The sequence below is a fragment of the Mesorhizobium sp. M0016 genome (assembly GCF_040324035.1).
Taxonomy (GTDB): Bacteria; Pseudomonadota; Alphaproteobacteria; order Rhizobiales; family Rhizobiaceae; genus Mesorhizobium.
The window spans coordinates 100,142-118,600 of the sequence record NZ_JAMYVM010000019.1 but is presented as its reverse complement, the minus strand read 5'-3'; the positions used below and the strand labels follow the sequence as shown (position 1 = coordinate 118,600).

Sequence of the window (18,459 nt, the reverse complement as noted above, 5' to 3'; positions counted from 1 at the left end):
GGAGGTTGCCGATTGTCGCGTATCGCGCAAGCTTTTGACAGCGGGCAATGGAGCGTTATCGCTTCGGCCAGTTCGAAAGCCGTGATCGTGATTATCGCACTGCCGCTTGCCGCCTGCGGCGCCGGCGGCTTCAGCCTGGAAAAGGCCGAGGTCGATCGTTCCATCGTCACCTCAAGCGCGCCGGCCAGGGTGACATCGACGGACGCCGACAGCGCTTCCGACCAGACCACGATCGGCAATGCGGTGTCTTCGGCCGACATCGAGGAGCTTCGCGGCCAGGCCGTGCCCTGGGCGAATGCCGACACCGGCTCGCGCGGCTCCATCACTGAACTCGCCGAAGTGCAGGACAACGGCCAGGCCTGCCGCAGCTTTACCGCCTCGCGCGAAAGCTTCGACGGCGTCGCTTTGTTCAAGGGGCAATTGTGCATCGCCGCGGCCGGCGGCTGGCACATGCAGGACTTCAAACCGCTCTGATTTTCGAGGTTTGCGGGCACCGCAATTTCAACCCTCGATAAGCCTGCGCGCCACTGGAATTTCTTCCTATGGGAGCGCATATAAGGGCCAACGTGGATTTAACTCATTTTCCAGGGCAGGACGCATGCGCGACCCCTATGAGGTGCTGGGCGTGGCCAAGAACGCATCGGCCAAGGACATAAAATCGGCCTACCGCAAGCTCGCCAAGAAGTATCATCCGGACCAGAATCCGAATGATCCAAAGGCCAAGGACCGTTTTGCCGCCGCCAATCAGGCCTATGAGGTCGTCGGCGACGAGAAGAACCGTGCGGCCTTCGACCGCGGCGAGATCGACGCCGACGGCAAGCCGAAATTCCAGGGCTTCGAGGGCGCGGCCGGTGGCGGCGATCCGTTCGGTGGCTTCCGCCGCCAGCAGGGCGCCGGCGGCTCGCGCTTCGAATTCCGTTCGGGCCGCCCGGGCGGCGATCCTTTCGACGGCAACAGCGACATCTTCAGCCAGATCTTTGGCGACGCTTTTTCCGGTGCGCGCGGCGCTGGCGCCGGCGACCGCCGCCAGCAGGCGACAGCCGCCGATCTCAACGTCACGCTCGACGTCACCATCGAGGAGATAGCGACCGCCGAAAAGGTGACGGCGATGTTCCCCGACGGCCGCAAGATCGCGGTCAAGCTGCCGGTCTATGTCGAGGATGGCCAGACCATCCGGCTGAAGGGCCAGGGCGAGCAGGGGCCGGGACAGCCGGGCGATGCGCTGGTCAAGATCCGTATCCGCAGGCACCCGCGCTACCGCATCGAAGGCCGTGACCTGCATGCCGATCTGGAGGTAGCGTTGGCCGACGCGGTGCTGGGCGCCAAGGTGCCGGTCGACACGCCGACCGGCAGGCTGGCGGTCAACATTCCGGCCTGGTCGAGTTCCGATAAGGTGCTGCGCCTGAAGGGCAGGGGCTTGCCGGAAAAGGCCGGCGGCCATGGCGATCTCTACGCCCATGTTCGCATCATGCTGCCGGAAGGCGGCGACAGCGAACTCGAAGCGCTGATGCGCAGCCGCAAAGGCTGATGCGGCTCGACTTGGCTGGCTAGCTGCCGGGCGCCGCTTCCTCCATCCGCCGGATGGTTTCGCCGAAGCGGCGCAGCGCCTGCCGCACCGGGACATGCGGGCCCTCGATCTCCAGCAGGATCATCGTCTCGCTGCCGAGGAAGGCGGCGCTGACCAGACTGGTTACTTCGGCGGCGGAGAATGGCCCGAGGCCGCCGAACCGCTGCTCCGCCTCTTGCGCCAGTCCGTCCAGCAGTTCGAACCAGCCGCGCAGGTCGCGGCGCACCGCCTTGGCGATCTCGGGGCTCGACAGGCTTGCCGCGATCATCTCGTGCAGGATCCGGACATAGCCGGACGCCAGATCATCGTCGAGGAAATCGCAAGCGCGCTCCCAGCGTTGCCACAGCGGCATCGGTGCCGCAAAGGTCTCCGCCTGGCGCTTCAGCAGGCCCTCGTTCAGATGGTCCAGCAGGGCCAGGAACAGCCGTTCCTTGGAGCCGAAATGGTAATGGATCTGGCTGAGCGGAACGCCGGCGATCTCGGCAACGCGGCGCGTCGACAGATCGGCATAACCGCCTTGATGGAGGCATAACTCGGCGGCCGAAATCAGTTCGGCGCGCGTGTCGCGCTTTTGCTTGTTCTGCGGCGGGGTAACGGCTTCGGCAGCGTCCGTCATGCGGCGTGGCTGCCGCTGTTAGCGGTGCAATCTGGGCGGATCATAGCTTCTCCTGTCCGGGGCTGGACGTCCCTCCACTCTATCTCGGTCGAGCGACCGATCAAGTTGACTCGTCAGAGAATTTATGGTCTTTGACACTGAATTCGGTCGACCGACCGAATCCTGATGCTTGCATGGAGGGGCAGTCATGGCGGGCGTAATCACCCTTATCTACGGCGTTGCCGCATACCTGATTTTTCTCGGTTCGTTTCTCTATGCGGTCGGTTTCGTCGGCAACATGGTCGTGCCGAAATCCATCGATTCCGGAGTCGCTGGAAGTCCGGTCGAAGCCGTCATCGTCAATGCGCTGCTGCTCGGCCTTTTCGCCGCCCAGCACAGCATCATGGCGCGGCCGGTTTTCAAGCGCTGGTGGACACAGATTGTCCCGCACGCGGCCGAACGCAGCACCTATGTGCTTTTGGCCAGCCTCATCCTGCTGCTGCTCTACTGGCAATGGCGGCCGATCCCCGGTCTCGTCTGGACGGTCGAGAACCCGGTCTGGGTCGCCGTCATCCATGGCGTGTTCTGGCTCGGCTGGGCGGTATTGTTGACCAGCACCTTTCTGATCAACCATTTCGAACTGTTCGGCTTGCGCCAGGTTCTCGCCGCTTTGCGCAAGAGCGAACCGGCGCCGCCCGTGTTCAGGACGCCGCTGTTCTACAAATGGGTCCGGCACCCGCTCTATGTCGGCTTTCTCCTGGCCTTCTGGGCGACGCCGTCGATGACATGGGGCCATCTTCTGTTCGCGGCGGGCAGCACCGGCTACATCCTGCTCGGCATCTTCCTCGAGGAACGCGATCTCGTCGCGATGTTTGGCGATCAGTACCGCCTCTACCGCAAGCAGGTGGGAATGCTCATTCCCTGGCGCAAAATGGCTGGATAGGGCCGATGCGGTGCCGGCCAGCCGATTCGGCTGCCCGGCCTGGGCCGTCAAGGCGCGCTGGCCGCAGTGAGGCGTTCGAATCTCACAACAACCTTATTATCCCCCATTCGTTGTCACGCCGAGTGTCTGAATTGAACGCGCGCCCCGTCTGTGCTTGATGCGCCTTTCTGCGTGTGCGATAGGCACTCCAAAGCAGAAAACCTTTCGGAGAGCGCTGACATGGCGGGTGGACAGGGCCTAATGGCCGGCAAGCGCGGGCTTATACTGGGCGTCGCCAACAACAGATCGATTGCCTACGGCATCGCCAAGGCCTGCGTCGACCATGGCGCCGAGATCGCGCTGACCTATCAGGGCGAGGCGTTCAAGAAGCGCGTCGAGCCGCTGGCTGCGGAATTGGGCGCCTTTGTCGCCGGTCATTGCGATGTCACTGATCCGGCGAGCCTCGACGACGTGTTTGCCAATGTCGCCAGGCATTGGGACGGCAAGCTAGACTTCCTCGTCCATGCCATCGCCTTTTCCGACAAGGACGAGTTGACCGGACGCTATGTCGAGACGACGCGCGACAATTTCCTGCGCACCATGGACATTTCGGTCTATTCCTTCACCACCATCGCCAAGCGCGCCGAAGCGCTGATGACCGATGGCGGCTCGCTGCTGACGCTGACCTATTATGGCGCTGAAAAGGTCATGCCGCATTACAACGTCATGGGTGTCGCCAAGGCCGCGCTGGAAGCCAGCGTGCGCTATCTCGCCGTCGACCTCGGCGGCAAGAAGATCCGCGTCAACGCCATCTCGGCCGGGCCGATCAAGACCTTGGCTGCTTCGGGCATCGGCGACTTCCGCTACATCCTCAAGTGGAACGAATACAATTCGCCGCTGAAGCAGACCGTCACCCAGGAAGAAGTCGGCGATTCCGCCGTGTATTTCCTGTCGGACCTGTCGCGTGGCGTCACCGGCGAGGTGCACCATGTCGATTCCGGCTATCACGTCGTCGGCATGAAGGCGGTCGACGCGCCGGATATTTCGACCGTCAAGGAATAGTTCTGCCGCGGTTTCCGCCTGCCTGTCCTGATTTCCGGAAGACCCGATGGTTCCGCTCGTCTACATCGTGCGCCATGGCCAGACGCAGTGGAATGCCGAGTCGCGGCTGCAGGGCCAGGCCGACACCGATCTCAACGCGCTCGGCCGCGAGCAGGCGACCCGCAATGGACGGCGACTGGCCGAACTGATCCAGAACCCTGAGGATTTCGACTTTGTCGCCAGCCCGATGAAGCGGACGCGCGAGACGATGCAGCGGCTACGCTTGGCGATGCAACTCGATCCCGATGCCTACCGCACCGACCCGCGTCTGGTCGAGGTGCACTTTGGCGACTGGCAGGGCTTTACCTATGCCGAACTCGATGCGCGAATGCCGGGCTCGGCGAAGGCGCGACGACGCAACAAATGGAATTTCCAGCCGCCGGGCGAGGGCGCCGAAAGCTACCAGATGCTGCTCGAACGGGTGAAGCCGTGGTTCGAGGCGCTCGACCGCCAGACGGTCTGCGTCACGCATGGTGGCGTCGTGCGGACTCTGTTTCGGATGGTCGAAGGTGTTTCCGAACATGAAGCGGCAAACCTGGAAGTGCGGCAGGACCGGGTGCTCAGGCTGCAGGACGGGCGTCTGGATTGGCTTTAGGTTCGAGCAGATAAAAACAGGACGACCGTCCCGTTTATCCGGGCAGGGCTCCGCCGAGCGGCAAGACCCTGTTCGGCGTCGGTGTTACTCGGTGTCGGGCAGTTCCATGTCGGTGACGACGTTCTCGCCATTCGTCACGTCATAGGCAATGACGATATCCATGCCCGGCTTCAGCGAATCGAGATCGGTCTCGGCGTTGAGCTTGAAGGACTTGCCGTCCTCCAGCGTCAGCGTCAGCGCGTCCTTGTCGACCTTCTTGATCAGGCCTTCGGTCTGGCCGGCATAGGCGGCGGTGGAAATCAGCAACATGGCGGCAGCAGCGCCAATCAGGGTACGCATCGTCGTCCTCTTTGTCATTGCGCCTGCACGGATGGCGGCGAGCTTTCAACGGCCGGATGGAAGAGAGCAGAAACCAACCGAATGTGTCAAAACTAAAACCGCCGGATCACAGTTTGACCGCTGTGGAAAACGCCAATAGAACGCACCTTTGATCCGGTCCGCTGCCGGGCAGGGCTAAAATTCATGTCTCACAACACGTTCGGCCATCTGTTCCGCGTCACCACCTGGGGCGAAAGCCATGGCCCGTCGCTCGGCTGTGTCGTCGACGGCTGCCCGCCCGGGATCCGCTTCACACGGGCCGAAATCCAGGCCGAACTCGACAAGCGCCGTCCCGGCCAGTCGCGTTTTGTGACCCAGCGCCGCGAACCGGACGAGGTGAACGTGCTATCCGGCTTCATCCTCGACGAGGACGGCGAGACGATGATCACCACCGGCACGCCCGTCTCGATGCTGATCGAGAATGTTGACCAGCGCTCCAAGGACTATGGCGAGATCGCCCGCCAGTACCGTCCCGGCCACGCCGACTACACCTATGACGTCAAATACGGCCTGCGCGACCATCGCGGCGGCGGCCGTTCTTCGGCCCGCGAGACCGCCGCTCGCGTGGCGGCCGGCGCCTTGGCGCGCAAGGTGGTGCCCGGAATGGTGGTGCGCGGCGCGCTGGTCTCGATGGGCGAGAAATCCATCGACCGCGCCAACTGGAACTGGAATTTCATCGGTGACGCCGAAAACCCGTTCTTTACCCCCGATCCGGCGTCCGTTCCCGTCTTCACGCAATATCTCGACGGCATCCGCAAATCCGGCTCCTCGGTCGGCGCGGTGATCGAGATCGTCGCCGACGGCGTGCCAGCCGGCCTTGGCGCGCCGATCTATGCCAAGCTCGACCAGGACATCGCGTCCGGCCTGATGTCGATCAACGCCGTCAAGGGCGTCGAGATCGGCAACGGTTTCGAAGCCGCGCGCATCACCGGCGAACAGAATGCCGACGAGATGCGCATCGGCAATGACGGCAAGCCGGTCTTCCTGTCCAACAATGCCGGCGGCATTCTGGGCGGCATCTCGACCGGCCAGGCGATCGTCGCCCGCTTCGCCGTCAAGCCGACCTCGTCGATCCTGACGCCGCGAAAATCCATCGACAAGGACGGCAACGACGTCGACGTCATGACCAAGGGCCGCCACGACCCCTGCGTCGGCATCCGCGCCGTGCCGATCGGCGAAGCCATGGTTGCCTGCGCCATCGCCGACCATTATCTGCGGCACCGGGGACAGACAGGCCGGGGATTAGGCAGTAGGGATTAGGCAATAAGCCTGCCCGTACTTCCTTCCCTAACTCCTACTGCCCAACCCCTATTCCCTGCGAGCGAAGCGAGCCAATGCCATACGATCAGAAGAAAATCGTCGAAGCCATCCGCGCCTTCGAGCGCGGCGAGATCGTCGTCGTCATGGACGATGACGGGCGTGAGAACGAGGGCGACCTGATCGTTGCCGCCGTGCATTGCAGCCCGGAGAAAATGGCCTTCATCATCCGTCACACCTCCGGCATCGTCTGCACGCCGATGCCGCGCGAGGAGGCCAAGCGGCTCAATCTGCAGCCAATGGTCGCCGACAATGATTCCGCCCACACCACGGCCTTTACCGTCAGCGTCGATTTCAAGCATGGCACCACCACCGGCATTTCGGCCGAGGACCGCACGCTGACCGTGCGCAACCTGGCCAACGGCAATGTCGGCGGTTCGGATTTCGTTCGCCCCGGCCACATCTTCCCGCTGATCGCTAGGGAAGGCGGCGTGCTGATGCGTTCGGGCCATACCGAAGCCGCGGTTGACTTGTGCAAACTTGCCGGCCTGCCGCCGGTTGGCGTGATCTCGGAGTTGGTCAATGACGACGGCACCGTCAAGCGCGGCCCGCAGGTGGCGAGCTTTGCCGAGGAACACGGCCTCAAGCAGGTCTCGGTCGCCGACCTCATCGCCTACCGGCAGCGCAAGGAAACGCTGGTCGAACGCGTCGCCTGCTCCGAAATCGACACACTCGGCGGCAAGGCACAGGTCTTCACCTACACGCTGCCCTGGGACTCCATGCACCATGTCGCGGTCGTTTTCGGCGACATCCGTGACGGCGAGGACGTGCCGGTGCGGCTGCATTCGGAGGATGTGGTGACCGACGTGTTCGGCACCAGCCACCGGCTCGACGCCATTATGAAGGCGATGGGCGAACGCAAGCGCGGCGTCATCGTCTATCTCCGGGAGGGTTCGGTCGGCGTCGCCCATCAGGAGCGCAACCGGCCGATGAGTGCCGACCGTGAGGACCACGAAGAGGCCCGCCGCCGTGAGAACGAGTGGCGAGAAATCGGCCTCGGCGCCCAGATCCTGAAGGATCTCGGCATTTCCTCGATCAACCTGATCGCCTCGCGCGAGCGCCACTATGTCGGGCTTGAAGGCTTTGGGATTCACATCGCGAAAACTGAGATTATCTAGTTCGTCGCGCAAGAGCGACGCTGCCGAAAAAATTGCGCGGGCAGGTCGCCTGCTTCTGCGATTTGCTGAAGCCTCCACGCGTTCGTCATCCTATGGCGAAGCAAGGAGCGAAGCGACGCGGCGCAGACCATAGGATCCATGCCGCGACTTCGACGCGTTGCAACGGTGCAGAAGTCTGCTCCGCTGCACCCTTCGGTCAAGGTAACGGAATGGGTCCTCGGGTCTGCGCGGCCGCTTCGCTCCCGCTCGCGCGTGGATGACGACACCAGAGGCCTCACCTAATTCCGAACGTTTGCGATCGTCTCCAAAGCCAACGTCAGGCCATATCCTCACTCCGCGGGAACGGCGGCCGCGTCGCATCCGTCCAGCTCGCATGTGTGGGTGGCCAGGCTGCGCTGGCCCAGCAACACCGTCACCAATGCGATGACGCCGGCCGCCACCGAGACCCAGAACCCGTTGCGGGCGCCGAATTCATCCACCACCGCACCGGCGGCAAACGAACCGAGCGCCATGCCGATGCCGATGCCTGTCATCACCCAGGTGATGCCTTCGGTCAGCATCGTTTCCGGCACGTGGCGTTCGATCAGGCCGAAGGCGGTGATGAAGGTTGGCGAGATCGCCACGCCGCTGATGAAAACGGTCAGCGCCAGCAGCAGCACCGTGTCGGCGGTGAGCGGCAGCAATGTGCCGAGCGCAACGAGGGCGACCGCGAGGGCCAACTGGCGCTGCAGCGGCGCTTTCAGGTTGAGCGCGCCGACGATAAGGCCGAGCACGAACGATCCCAGCGCATAGACGCCGATGACGAGGCTGGCGGCGCCCGGCTGGCCGAGTTCCTTGGTGATCGCCACCGTGCTCACTTCCGTCGTCGCGAAGGTGGCGCCGACGAAGATCAGGGCGAAGGTGATGATCTGCACCGGCCTGAGCCGGATTGCCGAGCCGCTCGAGACATGATTCACCGGCCGCACTTGTGGTTCGGTCGAACGCTGCAGGATGAAGGCTGCCGAGCCAAGGGCGAGGAATAGCGTGCTGACCAGGACACCGGCTTCCGGGAACAGAGCGGCACTCAAGCCCACCGACAGCGATGCGCCTGCAATGTAGACGAGTTCGTCCGCCGCCGATTCGAAGGCGAATGCGGTGTTCATCTGCGGCCGGCCGCGAAAAATCTCGGTCCAGCGCGCGCGCACCATCGCCGGCATGCTGGGCATGGCGGCGGCCGCCAGTGCCGACACAAACAGCGTCCACACCGGCCAGTCCTGATTGGCTGCGGCAATCAGCACCGCGAAGGCGAGCACGGTGAGGATGGTGGTCGGAATCACGATCCGCGTCTGGCCGAGGCGATCGACCAGCCGTGATATATGCGGCGCCACGAAAGCGTTGCTCAGCGCGAACGTCGCCGAGACAGCTCCCGCCAGCCAGTATTCGCCACGCGTCTGCGAGAGCATGGCCACGATGCCGATCGGCGCCATGGCGATCGGCAGCCGCGCGAGGAAGCCCGCGGCGGCAAACCCCTTGGCTCCAGGGGCACGAAAGATTTCCGAGTATGGGTTTTGCATGGCTGGTTCCTCGACAAAGGCCAATTCGACAATTACATACGATGCGTATGAATATAGGTAGTCGATACGCCGCGTATGTCAATTGGCATACGAAGCGTATGTGAATAAGGCCAGAACCATGCACAGACCCCGCAAGGAGATGATTGCCGAAACGCGCGCCAAGCTGATCACGGCGGCCCGCCACGCTTTCGGCACGATCGGCTATGCCGACGCGTCGATGGACGACTTCACCGCCTCGGCCGGGCTGACGCGCGGTGCGCTCTATCATCATTTCGGCGACAAGAAGGGCCTGCTGCAGGCCGTCATCGCCGAAATCGATGGCGAGATGGCCGTCCGCATCCATGAGATTGCGTCGCGGGCGCCAAGCCGCTGGCAGCGTTTCGTCGACGAATGCACGACCTATATCGAGATGGCGCTGGAGCCGGAAATCCAGCGCATCATGTTTCGCGACGGTCCGGCTGTGCTCGGCGATCCGGCGCAATGGCCGAATGCCAATGCCTGCGTCGGTTCAATGACCGATCATCTGACCAGGCTGCAGCAGGAGGGGGTGGTCGTCCCCGGCGTCGACCCGGAAACCGCCGCAAGACTAATCAACGGCGCCAGCAGCCAGGCGGCACAGCGCATCGCCAATTCGAACGACCCCGAAGCCACGTCGAAGACCGTGGTGGCGGCCTTCCAGCAGTTGCTTGAAGGCTTGCTTAAAAAGCAGGACTCGCAGCCGGTCTGAAATCTCGCCAGCCGATCCCCGGCATTGCCGAGATTGACAATTCCCGGCCCGGGTTCATCCTCGCCGTCCATCTCTGAGGGGAGATTCGGGCGCATGTGGGATTTCGAAATCGGCAGGTCGGTGTCCATCATGATCAGGACATGGCCTTTCATTGCCCTTCGCATGATCATCTATTTCGGCATCACGCTCGCCTATATCGTGGCGACCGGCAGCGGCGCCTCCGTCGGCTATGGCGTCGGCCATGTCTCCACCGATCCCGACGGGCCGCTGTCCTTTGCGCTCTGGGGCGGCATCGTCGGCATCGGCGTCGTTTCGATCGCGCTGTACTGGATCCGCGAATACATCCTCTATGTCGTCAAGGCCGGCCATATCGCCGTCATGGTCCATCTGATCGATGGCCGCGAGATTCCCAATGGCCAGGACCAGATCGCCTACGCCAAGGATGTGGTGAAGGAACGTTTCGCCGAGGCCAACATCCTTTTCGTGGTCGACCAGCTGGTCAAGGGCGCCATCCGCGCCATCACCGGCCTGATCGGCGGCATCGCCGCCTTCCTGCCCATTCCGGGCCTCGGCGGCCTGGTCGCTTTCATCAATACGGTCATCCGCCTGTCGCTGACCTATGTTGACGAGATCATCCTCGGCTACAACATCCGTATCAACTCGTCGTCGCCCTTCGAAACCGCCCGGCAAGGCGTCGTGCTCTATGCCCAGAACGGCAAGACCATGGTCAAGAACGCCGTCTGGCTGGCGGTCATCATGTGGGGTGTGTCCTTCGTCATCTTCCTTTTGATGCTGGCGCCGGCCGCCGCCATCATGTGGTTCATTCCGGGGCAGCTCGGCGGCTGGGCCTTCGTGCTCGCCATCCTCCTTGCCTGGGCCTTCAAGGCGGCCTTCATCGAACCCTTCGCCATAGCCTGCCTGATGCAGGTCTATTTCAAGACCATCGAAGGCCAGGTGCCGAACGCCGAATGGGACCAGCGGCTGGCCGAGGGGTCGTCCAAGTTCAGGGAACTCAGGGATAAGGCGCTGGCCTCCTTCGGCGGCTCGCGCTGGACGCAGCCCGCGCCCGGGGTGTAATCCCTGTTGAACGTCGGGGCGGTGAGGCGTCAAACCATGGTCAAAGCGGCCGGGCGCGCCTATATCGGGTCATGGTCACCAGGCTCTACACCCATCCGATCTTCCTCGAACATCTGACGCCCCCCGGTCATCCGGAGCGGCCGGACCGCTTGCGCGCTATCGAGCGCGTGCTCGACGACGAGGCCTTCACCGCACTCGATCGGGTAACGGCGCCGCAAGGCGACGAGGCCACAATCCTCTACGCCCACCCCGAGGATTTCGTCGCCCGCGTCCGCGCCGCGATCCCTGAAAGCGGCATTGCCTCGATCGACGCCGACACCAGCGCCAGCCCGAAAAGCTGGCAGGCGGTGGTGACCGCCATCGGTGCCGCCAACGCCGCTGTCGACGACGTCTTCGAGGGCCGCGTCGCCAATGCCTTCGTCGCCTCACGTCCGCCCGGCCACCACGCCGAAAAGACCACGGCGATGGGCTTTTGCCTGTTCAACACCGCGGCGATTGCCGCGCGTTATGCGCAAAAGAAACACGGCGCCGAGCGCGTCGCTATCGTCGATTGGGATGTCCATCACGGCAACGGCACGCAGGACATCTTCTGGGACGATCCCTCGGTGCTCTATTGTTCGACGCACCAGATGCCGCTCTATCCCGGCACCGGCGCCAAGAGCGAAACCGGCGCCGGCAACATCGTCAACGCCCCGCTGGCGCCGCAGACCGGCTCGGACATGTTTCGCGATGCCTTGCTGTCGCGCGTCCTGCCGGCGCTCGACAATTTCGCGCCCGATCTGATCATCATTTCCGCAGGCTTCGACGCTCACCATCGCGACCCGCTGGCCGAGATCAACCTCAGCGAGGACGATTTCGACTGGGCGACAGGCCAGTTGCTGGAACGCGCCGGGCGCCACAGCGGCAACCGGCTCGTCAGCCTGCTTGAGGGCGGCTACGATCTGCAGGGACTGGCATTTTCGGTCGCCGCCCATGTCGGGCGGCTGATGAAGGGGTAAAGTATGGCTGGCGAAGCAAATGAAGACGTGAAGGCGATGAGCTTCGAGCAGGCACTCGACGCGCTGGAAAAGATCGTCGATGATCTGGAACGCGGCGACGTGCCGCTCGACCAATCGATCAAGATCTATGAGCGCGGCGAGGCGCTGAAGGCCCATTGCGACCGGCTGCTGAAGGCGGCCGAAGACAAGGTCGAGAAGATCAGGCTGTCGCGTGATGGCAAACCGGTGGGAACGGAGCCGCTCGACGCGGAGTAGTGGAATGGGGCGGGCATAAAGCAGATAGGAGTTCAAGCATGTGCAGAAACATCAAGACCCTGTTCAATTTCGAGCCGCCGGCGACCCATGACGAGATCCGCGACGCCGCCCTTCAATTCGTGCGCAAACTGAGCGGAACGACGCGCCCCTCGCAGCGCAACCAGGCAGCCTTCGACCGTGCCGTCGAGGCGATCGCCGAATCGGCGCATGAATTGCTGCATTCGCTGGAAACCACGCATCATCCGCGCAATCGTGAAGAGGTGGCGGCCAAGGCAAAAGCCAAATCGGCGCTCCGCTTCGCCTGAGGACATCCAGATGAGTTTCTTCCCCGGCAAGGACCCTGAGCCTGGCGATGCCTTCGCCAGCGACCAGATCGAGCTCATGGTCATTCCAAACGCCAAGGACATTGGCGGCTTCCAGGTTCGTCGCGCTCTGCCCACGGCAAAGCGGCGGCTGGTCGGTCCCTTCATCTTCTTCGACCGCATGGGGCCGGCGATCTTGCGCGCCGGCCAGGCGATGGATGTGCGCCCGCACCCGCATATCGGGCTTTCCACCGTCACCTATCTGTTCGACGGCAATATCAGGCACCGCGATTCGCTCGGCACCGAGATGGTCATCCAGCCCGGCGACGTGAATTTGATGACCGCCGGCCGCGGCATTGTCCATTCCGAGCGCACGCCCGAAGAACTGCGCGGCGCGCCGATGTCGGTCTCCGGCCTGCAGACATGGCTGGCCTTGCCCGACGGCAAGGAGGAAGTGGCGCCGGTGTTCGAGAACACGGCCGCGCTCCTTCTGCCCGAGATCGACGCCGAAGGTGTTTCCGGCCGCGTGGTGATCGGCGATTTCCAGGGACTGCGCTCGCCGGTAAGAGCCGACACCGAGACGCTCTACGCCGATCTGAGGCTGGCGCCCGGCGCCAGCGTCAAAATTCCCGCCGACGCCGAGGAACGCGCCATCTACACGCTGGACGGCGATGTCTCAATCTCGGGCGACCGTTTTCCGGCCGAACGGCTGCTGGTGTTCCGGCCTGGCGACGAGATCGTCGTGTCGTCCGAGCGCGGCGCCCATTTCATGCTCTTCGGCGGCGCTTCGCTCGGCTCTCCGCGCCACATCTGGTGGAACTTCGTCTCGTCGTCGAAGGAACGCATCGAACAGGCCAAGCAGGAATGGAAGACGGGCCGCTTCGATATCGTTCCTGGAGATGAGGAAGAGTTCATTCCGTTACCGGACAATTAACGTCAGCATCACCCGCGTCACTGACACGCATTTACATTCGGGCGACGCAGGCATATTTCGCCATGATCGACGCGCATCATAGCTGAGCAGGCCCTTAACAGTGAACGCAACGCTGCATACGCCGCTTCTCGACAAGGTCCGCATTCCAGCCGACCTGAAGAAGCTTGACGAAAGCGAGCTGCCGCAGCTGGCCTCGGAGCTGCGCGCCGAGCTGATCGATGCCGTCTCGCATACGGGCGGGCATCTCGGCGCTGGCCTCGGTGTCGTCGAACTGACGGTGGCGCTGCACTATGTCTTCAACACGCCGGAAGACCGCGTGATCTGGGATGTCGGCCACCAGGCCTATCCACACAAGATCCTGACCGGCCGCCGCGACCGCATCCGAACGCTCAGGCAAGAAGGCGGCCTGTCTGGCTTCACCCGTCGCGCCGAGAGCGAATACGACCCGTTCGGCGCCGCGCACTCCTCGACCTCCATTTCCGCTGGCCTCGGCATGGCCATGGCGCGCGACCTCTCCGGCGGCCACAACAATGTCATTGCCGTCATTGGCGACGGCGCCATGTCTGCCGGCATGGCCTATGAAGCCATGAACAATGCCGGCGCGCTCGATGCTCGCCTGATCGTCATTCTCAACGACAACGACATGTCGATCGCGCCGCCGACCGGCGCCATGAGCGCCTATCTGGCGCGGCTTGCCTCTGGCAAGACCTATCTTGGCCTGCGCGACTTCGGCAAGAAACTGACCTCCTATCTCGGCAAGCGTGCCGATCGCGCCATCAAGCGGGCGGTCGAGCATGCGCGCGGCTACGTCACCGGCGGCACGCTGTTCGAGGAGCTTGGCTTCTACCATATCGGCCCGATCGACGGCCACAATCTCGAGCATCTGATCCCGGTGCTGAAGAACGTCCGCGACCATGCCGACGGTCCGGTGCTGATCCATGTCGTGACCCAGAAGGGCAAGGGCTACGCGCCGGCCGAGGCTGCGGCCGACAAATATCATGGCGTGAACAAGTTCGACGTCATCACCGGCGCGCAGACCAAGGCCCCGGCCAATGCGCCGGCCTACACCAAGGTGTTTGCCGAAAGCCTGGTCCAGGAAGCCCGCCTGGACGAACGTATCGTCGCCGTCACCGCCGCCATGCCGAACGGCACCGGCCTCGATTTGTTCGGCGAAGCGTTTCCGACCCGGACCTTCGATGTCGGCATTGCCGAGCAACATGCCGTGACCTTCGCCGCCGGCCTCGCCAGCGAGGGCTACAAGCCCTTCGCCGCCATCTATTCGACCTTCCTGCAGCGCGCCTACGATCAGGTCGTCCATGATGTGGCGATCCAGAAACTGCCGGTGCGTTTCCCGATCGACCGCGCCGGTTTCGTCGGCGCCGACGGCGCCACTCATTGCGGCGCCTTCGACACCACCTTCCTGGCGACGCTGCCGGGCTTCGTGGTGATGGCGGCCGCCGACGAGGCGGAGCTTCGCCACATGGTGCGCACCGCCGCCTATTATGACGAAGGCCCGATCGCCTTCCGCTATCCGCGCGGCAATGGCGTCGGCGTCGACATGCCGGAGCGCGGCTCGGTGCTCGAAATTGGCAAGGGCCGCATCGTCAGGGAAGGCACCAAGGTGGCGCTTCTGTCCTTTGGCACAAGACTGCAGGACTGTCTGCTGGCGGCCGAGGAACTCGGCGCGGCAGGGCTTTCGACGACGGTTGCGGACGCCCGTTTCGCCAAGCCGCTGGACGAGGATTTGATCCGCCGTCTCGCCCGCTCGCACGAAGTGCTGGTGACGGTGGAAGAGGGCGCTGTCGGCGGTTTCGCCAGCCACGTGCTGCAGTTCCTCGCCCATGAAGGCTTGCTGGAAAGCGGTCTGAAAGTTCGGCCGCTTGTGCTGCCGGACGAGTTCACCGACCACGCCAAGCCGGAAAAAATGTATGCCGATGCCGGGCTTGACGCGGCCGGCATCGTGCGCACCGTGTTCGTCGCGCTCGGCCATTCCGCGCGCGCGCAGCGCGCCTGAATCAAACCTCACGCAGCTGAAGCAGGTGCCTGTGCAAGCCTGACACTTTGTTAACGCTTCTCTTTGGCGTTTCGCTCACCGTCTCTTTTGGCCGTTTTTCAACGCCGCCCTGCTAGAACTGCCTCCAGGCAGGGAGTTAAAAACAATGCGAACGCTTCTGTGCGGCGCGGCCCTTTTGGCCGTCATCGCCGCGCCGGCCATGGCCGAGACGCGCTATGACCGCAAGCTCGAACAGGCGGTGGCAGGCATCGTCGCCCGCAAGATGGGCGATATCAGGGGCGCTTTTTCCTACAAGCAGGTTCCGCAGCTTGTCGTCGTGCCGGACGCACCAGTCGTTGCTGTCGAGCGCCCGCGCAAGCAGGCTTCAGATGACGGAAGCGACGGCCTGATGCCGGCCGTTGAACGGCAGGTCTCACGCACGATCTTCTAAAACCACATATCGCGCACGCAGCGCCCATCGCGCGGCAGGTCGTCATAAGTGTCCAGCCCGTCGAAATGGTCGATCGGCAGGTCGGCGACCGCCTCCGGCGGTGCCAGCCTGACATTGACGGCGATCCGCGTGCGGCCGCTGTCGCTGCGGCGCAAACCGCGCCAGGCAAGCACACAGGCACATGTCGGGCAAAACAGGATTTCCAGCGACGGCGTCTCCTTGCCAGCGCGGGTGTAGGACTGCACAGGCCCCACAAGCCGGATACGCTCGTCGACAAAGTCATAGGCCCAGAGTGTGCCATAGCGGCGGCAAAGCGTGCAATTGCAGGCCGTGATCGGGCCGGGATCGCCTTCCAGGGTCCAGTGGGCGGCGCCGCAATGGCAGGTTCCCGTCAGCATTCGTCTTCCTCCGCATTGCCTGAGCCTCTACATCTTGCCGGACTGGCTGCGCTATTCAACCGGGCGGACTGGCTTGCGGCCCGGGTCTCGACGTCCTCCTATGCCAATGTCCTTGCCTTCGCGGCCGGCTTTCGCCATGAAGGCCGATGAACTCCCCTCTGCCAGCCAGCACACGCCAGCGGCTCGACGAATTGCTCGTCCAGCGCGGCCTGTTTGCGAGCCGCTCGCGCGCCCGCGACGCGGTCGAGCGCGGCACCGTGACGGTCGACGGCGTGGTCGCCCGCAAGCCCGGCCGGACGGTTCTGCCGCACTGTCTCATCGTCATCGACGACCCGGCGCAGGGTTATGTCTCACGCGCGGCGCTGAAGCTGATCGCCGGGCTCGACCATTTCAGTCTCGATCCCGCGGGCAGTGAAGCCCTCGATATCGGCGCCTCGACAGGCGGCTTCACCCAGGTGCTGCTCGAACGCGGCGCGGCCCATGTCACTGCCATCGATGTCGGCCACGGCCAGATGCATCCCGGTGTCTCGTCCGACCCGCGCGTCACCGTGATCGAGGGCCTCAACGCTCGCGAGCTCGCGGCTGCCGATCTCGGCGGCCGTATCCCCGATTTCATCGTCTCCGACGTCAGCTTCATCTCGTTGAAACTGGCGATGCCACCGGCGTTGGCATTGGCACGGGACGGCGCTCGTGCGGTGTTTCTGGTCAAGCCGCAATTCGAGGCCGGCCGCGAGGCGATCGGCAAGGGCGGTCTTTTGAAAGACCCTTATGACGCCGCCCGTGTGGCCGGCTTGCTGCAGGAATGGCTCGAAGGCGTCCCTGGCTGGCGTACATTGGGCTTGCACATGTCGCCGATCGAAGGCGGGGACGGCAACCGCGAATTCCTGCTTGCCGGGATCAAGGATGCCGGGACCAAGGATGCCGGGACCAAGGACCGATGAGCACGGGCTTCACCATCAAGAGACTGGGTTCGCAGGGCGACGGCGTCGCCGAGACGGAAACCGGCGAGCTGTTCATTCCCTTCACCCTGCCCGGCGAGACCGTCACCGCCGCGCGCGAGAGGGATCGCGCCATGCTGATGGCGGTATTGGAGACGTCGCCGCTGCGTATCGATCCGGCCTGCCGGCATTTCACCGAATGTGGCGGCTGCGCCGTCCAGCATCTGCAAGCCGACGCTTACCAGCAATGGAAACGCGACAAGGTCGTGCATGCCTTGAAAGGCATTGCCGGCGACATCGGCGCCCTGGTGCCGTGTGCGCCACACACACGCCGCCGCGTCGTGCTTGCCGCCAGGCGCGCCGACACAGGCATGCTGCTTGGCTTCCATCGCCATCTGTCGCCGGAAATCATCCCCATCGAGGAATGTCCGATCTCGCTGCCGGAGATCGTTGCCGCGCTCGATCGCTTGAGGTCGGTCGCCGACCTGGTTTGCGCCACCACCAAATCGTTCCGGATGGCGGTCACTGTGACGGGCTCGGGGCTTGACGTCGCTGTCTATGAGTCGGGCAAGCTGGGCGAGAACCAGCGCCGGGTCGCCTCCAACTTCATCATGGCCAATGGCTTTGCCCGGCTTTCGATCGACGACGAGATTGTCATCGAGCCGAAAAAGCCGGTGGTCATGTTCGGCACCGTCGCTGTCGCCATACCGCCTGGCGCCTTCCTGCAGGCAACGCAAGCCGCCGAACAGACGATGGCCGATCTCGTTGGCGGACATCTGAAGCGTGCCAGGAAAGTCGCGGATCTTTTCGCCGGCTGCGGCAGCTTTGCGCTTCGGCTGGCGGCCAAATCCGAAGTCCACGCGGTCGAAGGCGACGCGGCAGCCCTTTCGGCGCTCGACCGCGGATCGCGCTTCGCCACCGGCCTGAAGCGGGTAACCGGCGAACGCCGCGACCTGTTCCGGCGGCCGCTGACGTTCAAGGAGCTGAATGCTTTCGATGGCGTCGTCTTCGACCCGCCGCGCGCCGGCGCCGAGGACCAGTCGAAGCAGATCGCCCGCTCGGATGTGCCGTTCGTCGCCGCCGTCTCCTGCAATCCGGTGACGCTGGCACGAGACCTGCGCATCCTGATTGACGGCGGCTACATCTTGAAGAGCGTCACGCCCATCGACCAGTTCCTGTGGTCGCCGCATGTCGAGGCCGTGGCGCTGCTGGAGAAGCCGAAACGGCGACGTTAATCCGC

The 18,459-nt window shown here is 63.8% G+C and carries 21 protein-coding genes; 17 read left to right on the top strand and 4 right to left on the bottom strand.

Translation table 11 applies throughout. The features are described from left to right. Nucleotides 1-12 precede the first annotated feature (12 nt). Nucleotides 13-474, top strand: coding sequence for an RT0821/Lpp0805 family surface protein (locus tag NKJ88_RS24135; RefSeq protein ID WP_023687129.1), 462 nt, complete (start codon nucleotides 13-15; stop codon nucleotides 472-474). Nucleotides 475-598: 124 nt separating this feature from the next. Further along, nucleotides 599-1,528 carry a DnaJ C-terminal domain-containing protein gene (locus tag NKJ88_RS24130; protein WP_023687130.1) on the top strand — a complete coding sequence of 310 codons (930 nt, stop codon included), beginning with the start codon at nucleotides 599-601 and terminating at the stop codon, nucleotides 1,526-1,528. Nucleotides 1,529-1,547: 19 nt separating this feature from the next. On the opposite strand, the gene NKJ88_RS24125 is transcribed toward NKJ88_RS24130, so the two are convergent. Continuing rightward, nucleotides 1,548-2,183 (bottom strand): TetR/AcrR family transcriptional regulator, encoded by a 636-nt coding sequence (locus NKJ88_RS24125; RefSeq protein WP_023743671.1) that lies wholly within the window; start codon nucleotides 2,181-2,183, stop codon nucleotides 1,548-1,550. A 187-nt stretch (nucleotides 2,184-2,370) separates the two neighbouring features. On the opposite strand from NKJ88_RS24125, the gene mddA reads away from it, so the two are divergent. The 3 genes from mddA to NKJ88_RS24110 all read left to right on the top strand — a co-directional run bounded on the left by mddA (nucleotide 2,371) and on the right by NKJ88_RS24110 (nucleotide 4,780). After that, a complete protein-coding gene (mddA, locus tag NKJ88_RS24120; RefSeq protein ID WP_023687132.1) occupies nucleotides 2,371-3,105 on the top strand; it encodes a methanethiol S-methyltransferase in 735 nt (244 codons plus the stop codon). 219 nt (nucleotides 3,106-3,324) lie between these two features. Continuing rightward, nucleotides 3,325-4,146, top strand: coding sequence for an enoyl-ACP reductase FabI (gene fabI / locus NKJ88_RS24115; protein ID WP_023687133.1), 822 nt, complete (start codon nucleotides 3,325-3,327; stop codon nucleotides 4,144-4,146). Nucleotides 4,147-4,192: 46 nt separating this feature from the next. Further along, a complete protein-coding gene (locus NKJ88_RS24110; RefSeq protein ID WP_023685404.1) occupies nucleotides 4,193-4,780 on the top strand; it encodes a histidine phosphatase family protein in 588 nt (195 codons plus the stop codon). An 84-nt stretch (nucleotides 4,781-4,864) separates the two neighbouring features. On the opposite strand, the gene NKJ88_RS24105 is transcribed toward NKJ88_RS24110, so the two are convergent. Then, entirely contained in the window at nucleotides 4,865-5,119 is a 255-nt protein-coding gene (locus tag NKJ88_RS24105) for a DUF1344 domain-containing protein (protein ID WP_023685405.1), read from the bottom strand. A 183-nt stretch (nucleotides 5,120-5,302) separates the two neighbouring features. On the opposite strand from NKJ88_RS24105, the gene aroC reads away from it, so the two are divergent. Both aroC and ribB read left to right on the top strand, forming a co-directional pair. Continuing rightward, entirely contained in the window at nucleotides 5,303-6,418 is a 1,116-nt protein-coding gene (gene aroC / locus NKJ88_RS24100; protein ID WP_352445812.1) for a chorismate synthase, read from the top strand. A 74-nt stretch (nucleotides 6,419-6,492) separates the two neighbouring features. Beyond that, nucleotides 6,493-7,593, top strand: coding sequence for a 3,4-dihydroxy-2-butanone-4-phosphate synthase (ribB, locus tag NKJ88_RS24095; RefSeq protein WP_023668438.1), 1,101 nt, complete (start codon nucleotides 6,493-6,495; stop codon nucleotides 7,591-7,593). A gap of 329 nt (nucleotides 7,594-7,922) precedes the next feature. Here the strand turns inward: ribB and NKJ88_RS24090 are convergent, their stop codons facing one another. Continuing rightward, nucleotides 7,923-9,146: an MFS transporter gene (locus NKJ88_RS24090; RefSeq protein ID WP_352445810.1), complete on the bottom strand. Its 1,224-nt coding sequence runs from the start codon at nucleotides 9,144-9,146 to the stop codon at nucleotides 7,923-7,925. A 118-nt stretch (nucleotides 9,147-9,264) separates the two neighbouring features. Between NKJ88_RS24090 and NKJ88_RS24085 the strand changes: the two genes are divergently transcribed. The 8 genes from NKJ88_RS24085 (at nucleotide 9,265) to NKJ88_RS24050 (ending at nucleotide 15,883) form a co-directional block, all read left to right on the top strand. Continuing rightward, nucleotides 9,265-9,873: a TetR/AcrR family transcriptional regulator gene (locus NKJ88_RS24085; RefSeq protein ID WP_023747550.1), complete on the top strand. Its 609-nt coding sequence runs from the start codon at nucleotides 9,265-9,267 to the stop codon at nucleotides 9,871-9,873. A gap of 93 nt (nucleotides 9,874-9,966) precedes the next feature. Next, the gene (locus NKJ88_RS24080) at nucleotides 9,967-10,950 is read left to right on the top strand and encodes a hypothetical protein (protein WP_023747549.1); all 984 of its coding nucleotides are present in this window, start codon (nucleotides 9,967-9,969) and stop codon (nucleotides 10,948-10,950) included. Between the two features lie 71 nt (nucleotides 10,951-11,021). After that, entirely contained in the window at nucleotides 11,022-11,948 is a 927-nt protein-coding gene (locus NKJ88_RS24075) for a histone deacetylase family protein (RefSeq protein WP_023747548.1), read from the top strand. A 3-nt stretch (nucleotides 11,949-11,951) separates the two neighbouring features. Continuing rightward, nucleotides 11,952-12,203 (top strand): exodeoxyribonuclease VII small subunit, encoded by a 252-nt coding sequence (locus tag NKJ88_RS24070; protein ID WP_023668433.1) that lies wholly within the window; start codon nucleotides 11,952-11,954, stop codon nucleotides 12,201-12,203. Nucleotides 12,204-12,241: 38 nt separating this feature from the next. Then, nucleotides 12,242-12,508, top strand: a complete 267-nt coding sequence (locus NKJ88_RS24065; protein WP_023668432.1) for a DUF2277 domain-containing protein — start codon at nucleotides 12,242-12,244, stop codon at nucleotides 12,506-12,508. Nucleotides 12,509-12,518: 10 nt separating this feature from the next. After that, nucleotides 12,519-13,439, top strand: coding sequence for a pirin family protein (locus tag NKJ88_RS24060; RefSeq protein ID WP_023685413.1), 921 nt, complete (start codon nucleotides 12,519-12,521; stop codon nucleotides 13,437-13,439). 100 nt (nucleotides 13,440-13,539) lie between these two features. Further along, nucleotides 13,540-15,453, top strand: coding sequence for a 1-deoxy-D-xylulose-5-phosphate synthase (dxs, locus tag NKJ88_RS24055; protein WP_023685414.1), 1,914 nt, complete (start codon nucleotides 13,540-13,542; stop codon nucleotides 15,451-15,453). Between the two features lie 145 nt (nucleotides 15,454-15,598). After that, nucleotides 15,599-15,883, top strand: a complete 285-nt coding sequence (locus NKJ88_RS24050) for a hypothetical protein (protein WP_023668429.1) — start codon at nucleotides 15,599-15,601, stop codon at nucleotides 15,881-15,883. On the opposite strand, the gene NKJ88_RS24045 is transcribed toward NKJ88_RS24050, so the two are convergent. Beyond that, nucleotides 15,880-16,281, bottom strand: coding sequence for a GFA family protein (locus NKJ88_RS24045; RefSeq protein ID WP_023692079.1), 402 nt, complete (start codon nucleotides 16,279-16,281; stop codon nucleotides 15,880-15,882). The two genes, NKJ88_RS24050 and NKJ88_RS24045, sit on opposite strands and share 4 nt — an antisense overlap. A 146-nt stretch (nucleotides 16,282-16,427) precedes the next feature. Here NKJ88_RS24045 and NKJ88_RS24040 point away from each other — a divergent pair, with 146 nt between their 5' ends. Together NKJ88_RS24040 and NKJ88_RS24035 are read left to right on the top strand one after the other, a co-directional pair. Next, nucleotides 16,428-17,222, top strand: a complete 795-nt coding sequence (locus tag NKJ88_RS24040; protein WP_023668427.1) for a TlyA family RNA methyltransferase — start codon at nucleotides 16,428-16,430, stop codon at nucleotides 17,220-17,222. Then, nucleotides 17,219-18,454, top strand: a complete 1,236-nt coding sequence (locus NKJ88_RS24035; RefSeq protein ID WP_023668426.1) for a class I SAM-dependent RNA methyltransferase — start codon at nucleotides 17,219-17,221, stop codon at nucleotides 18,452-18,454. The genes NKJ88_RS24040 and NKJ88_RS24035 overlap by 4 nt, the downstream gene beginning before the upstream one ends. The last annotated feature ends 5 nt before the right edge of the window (nucleotides 18,455-18,459 follow it).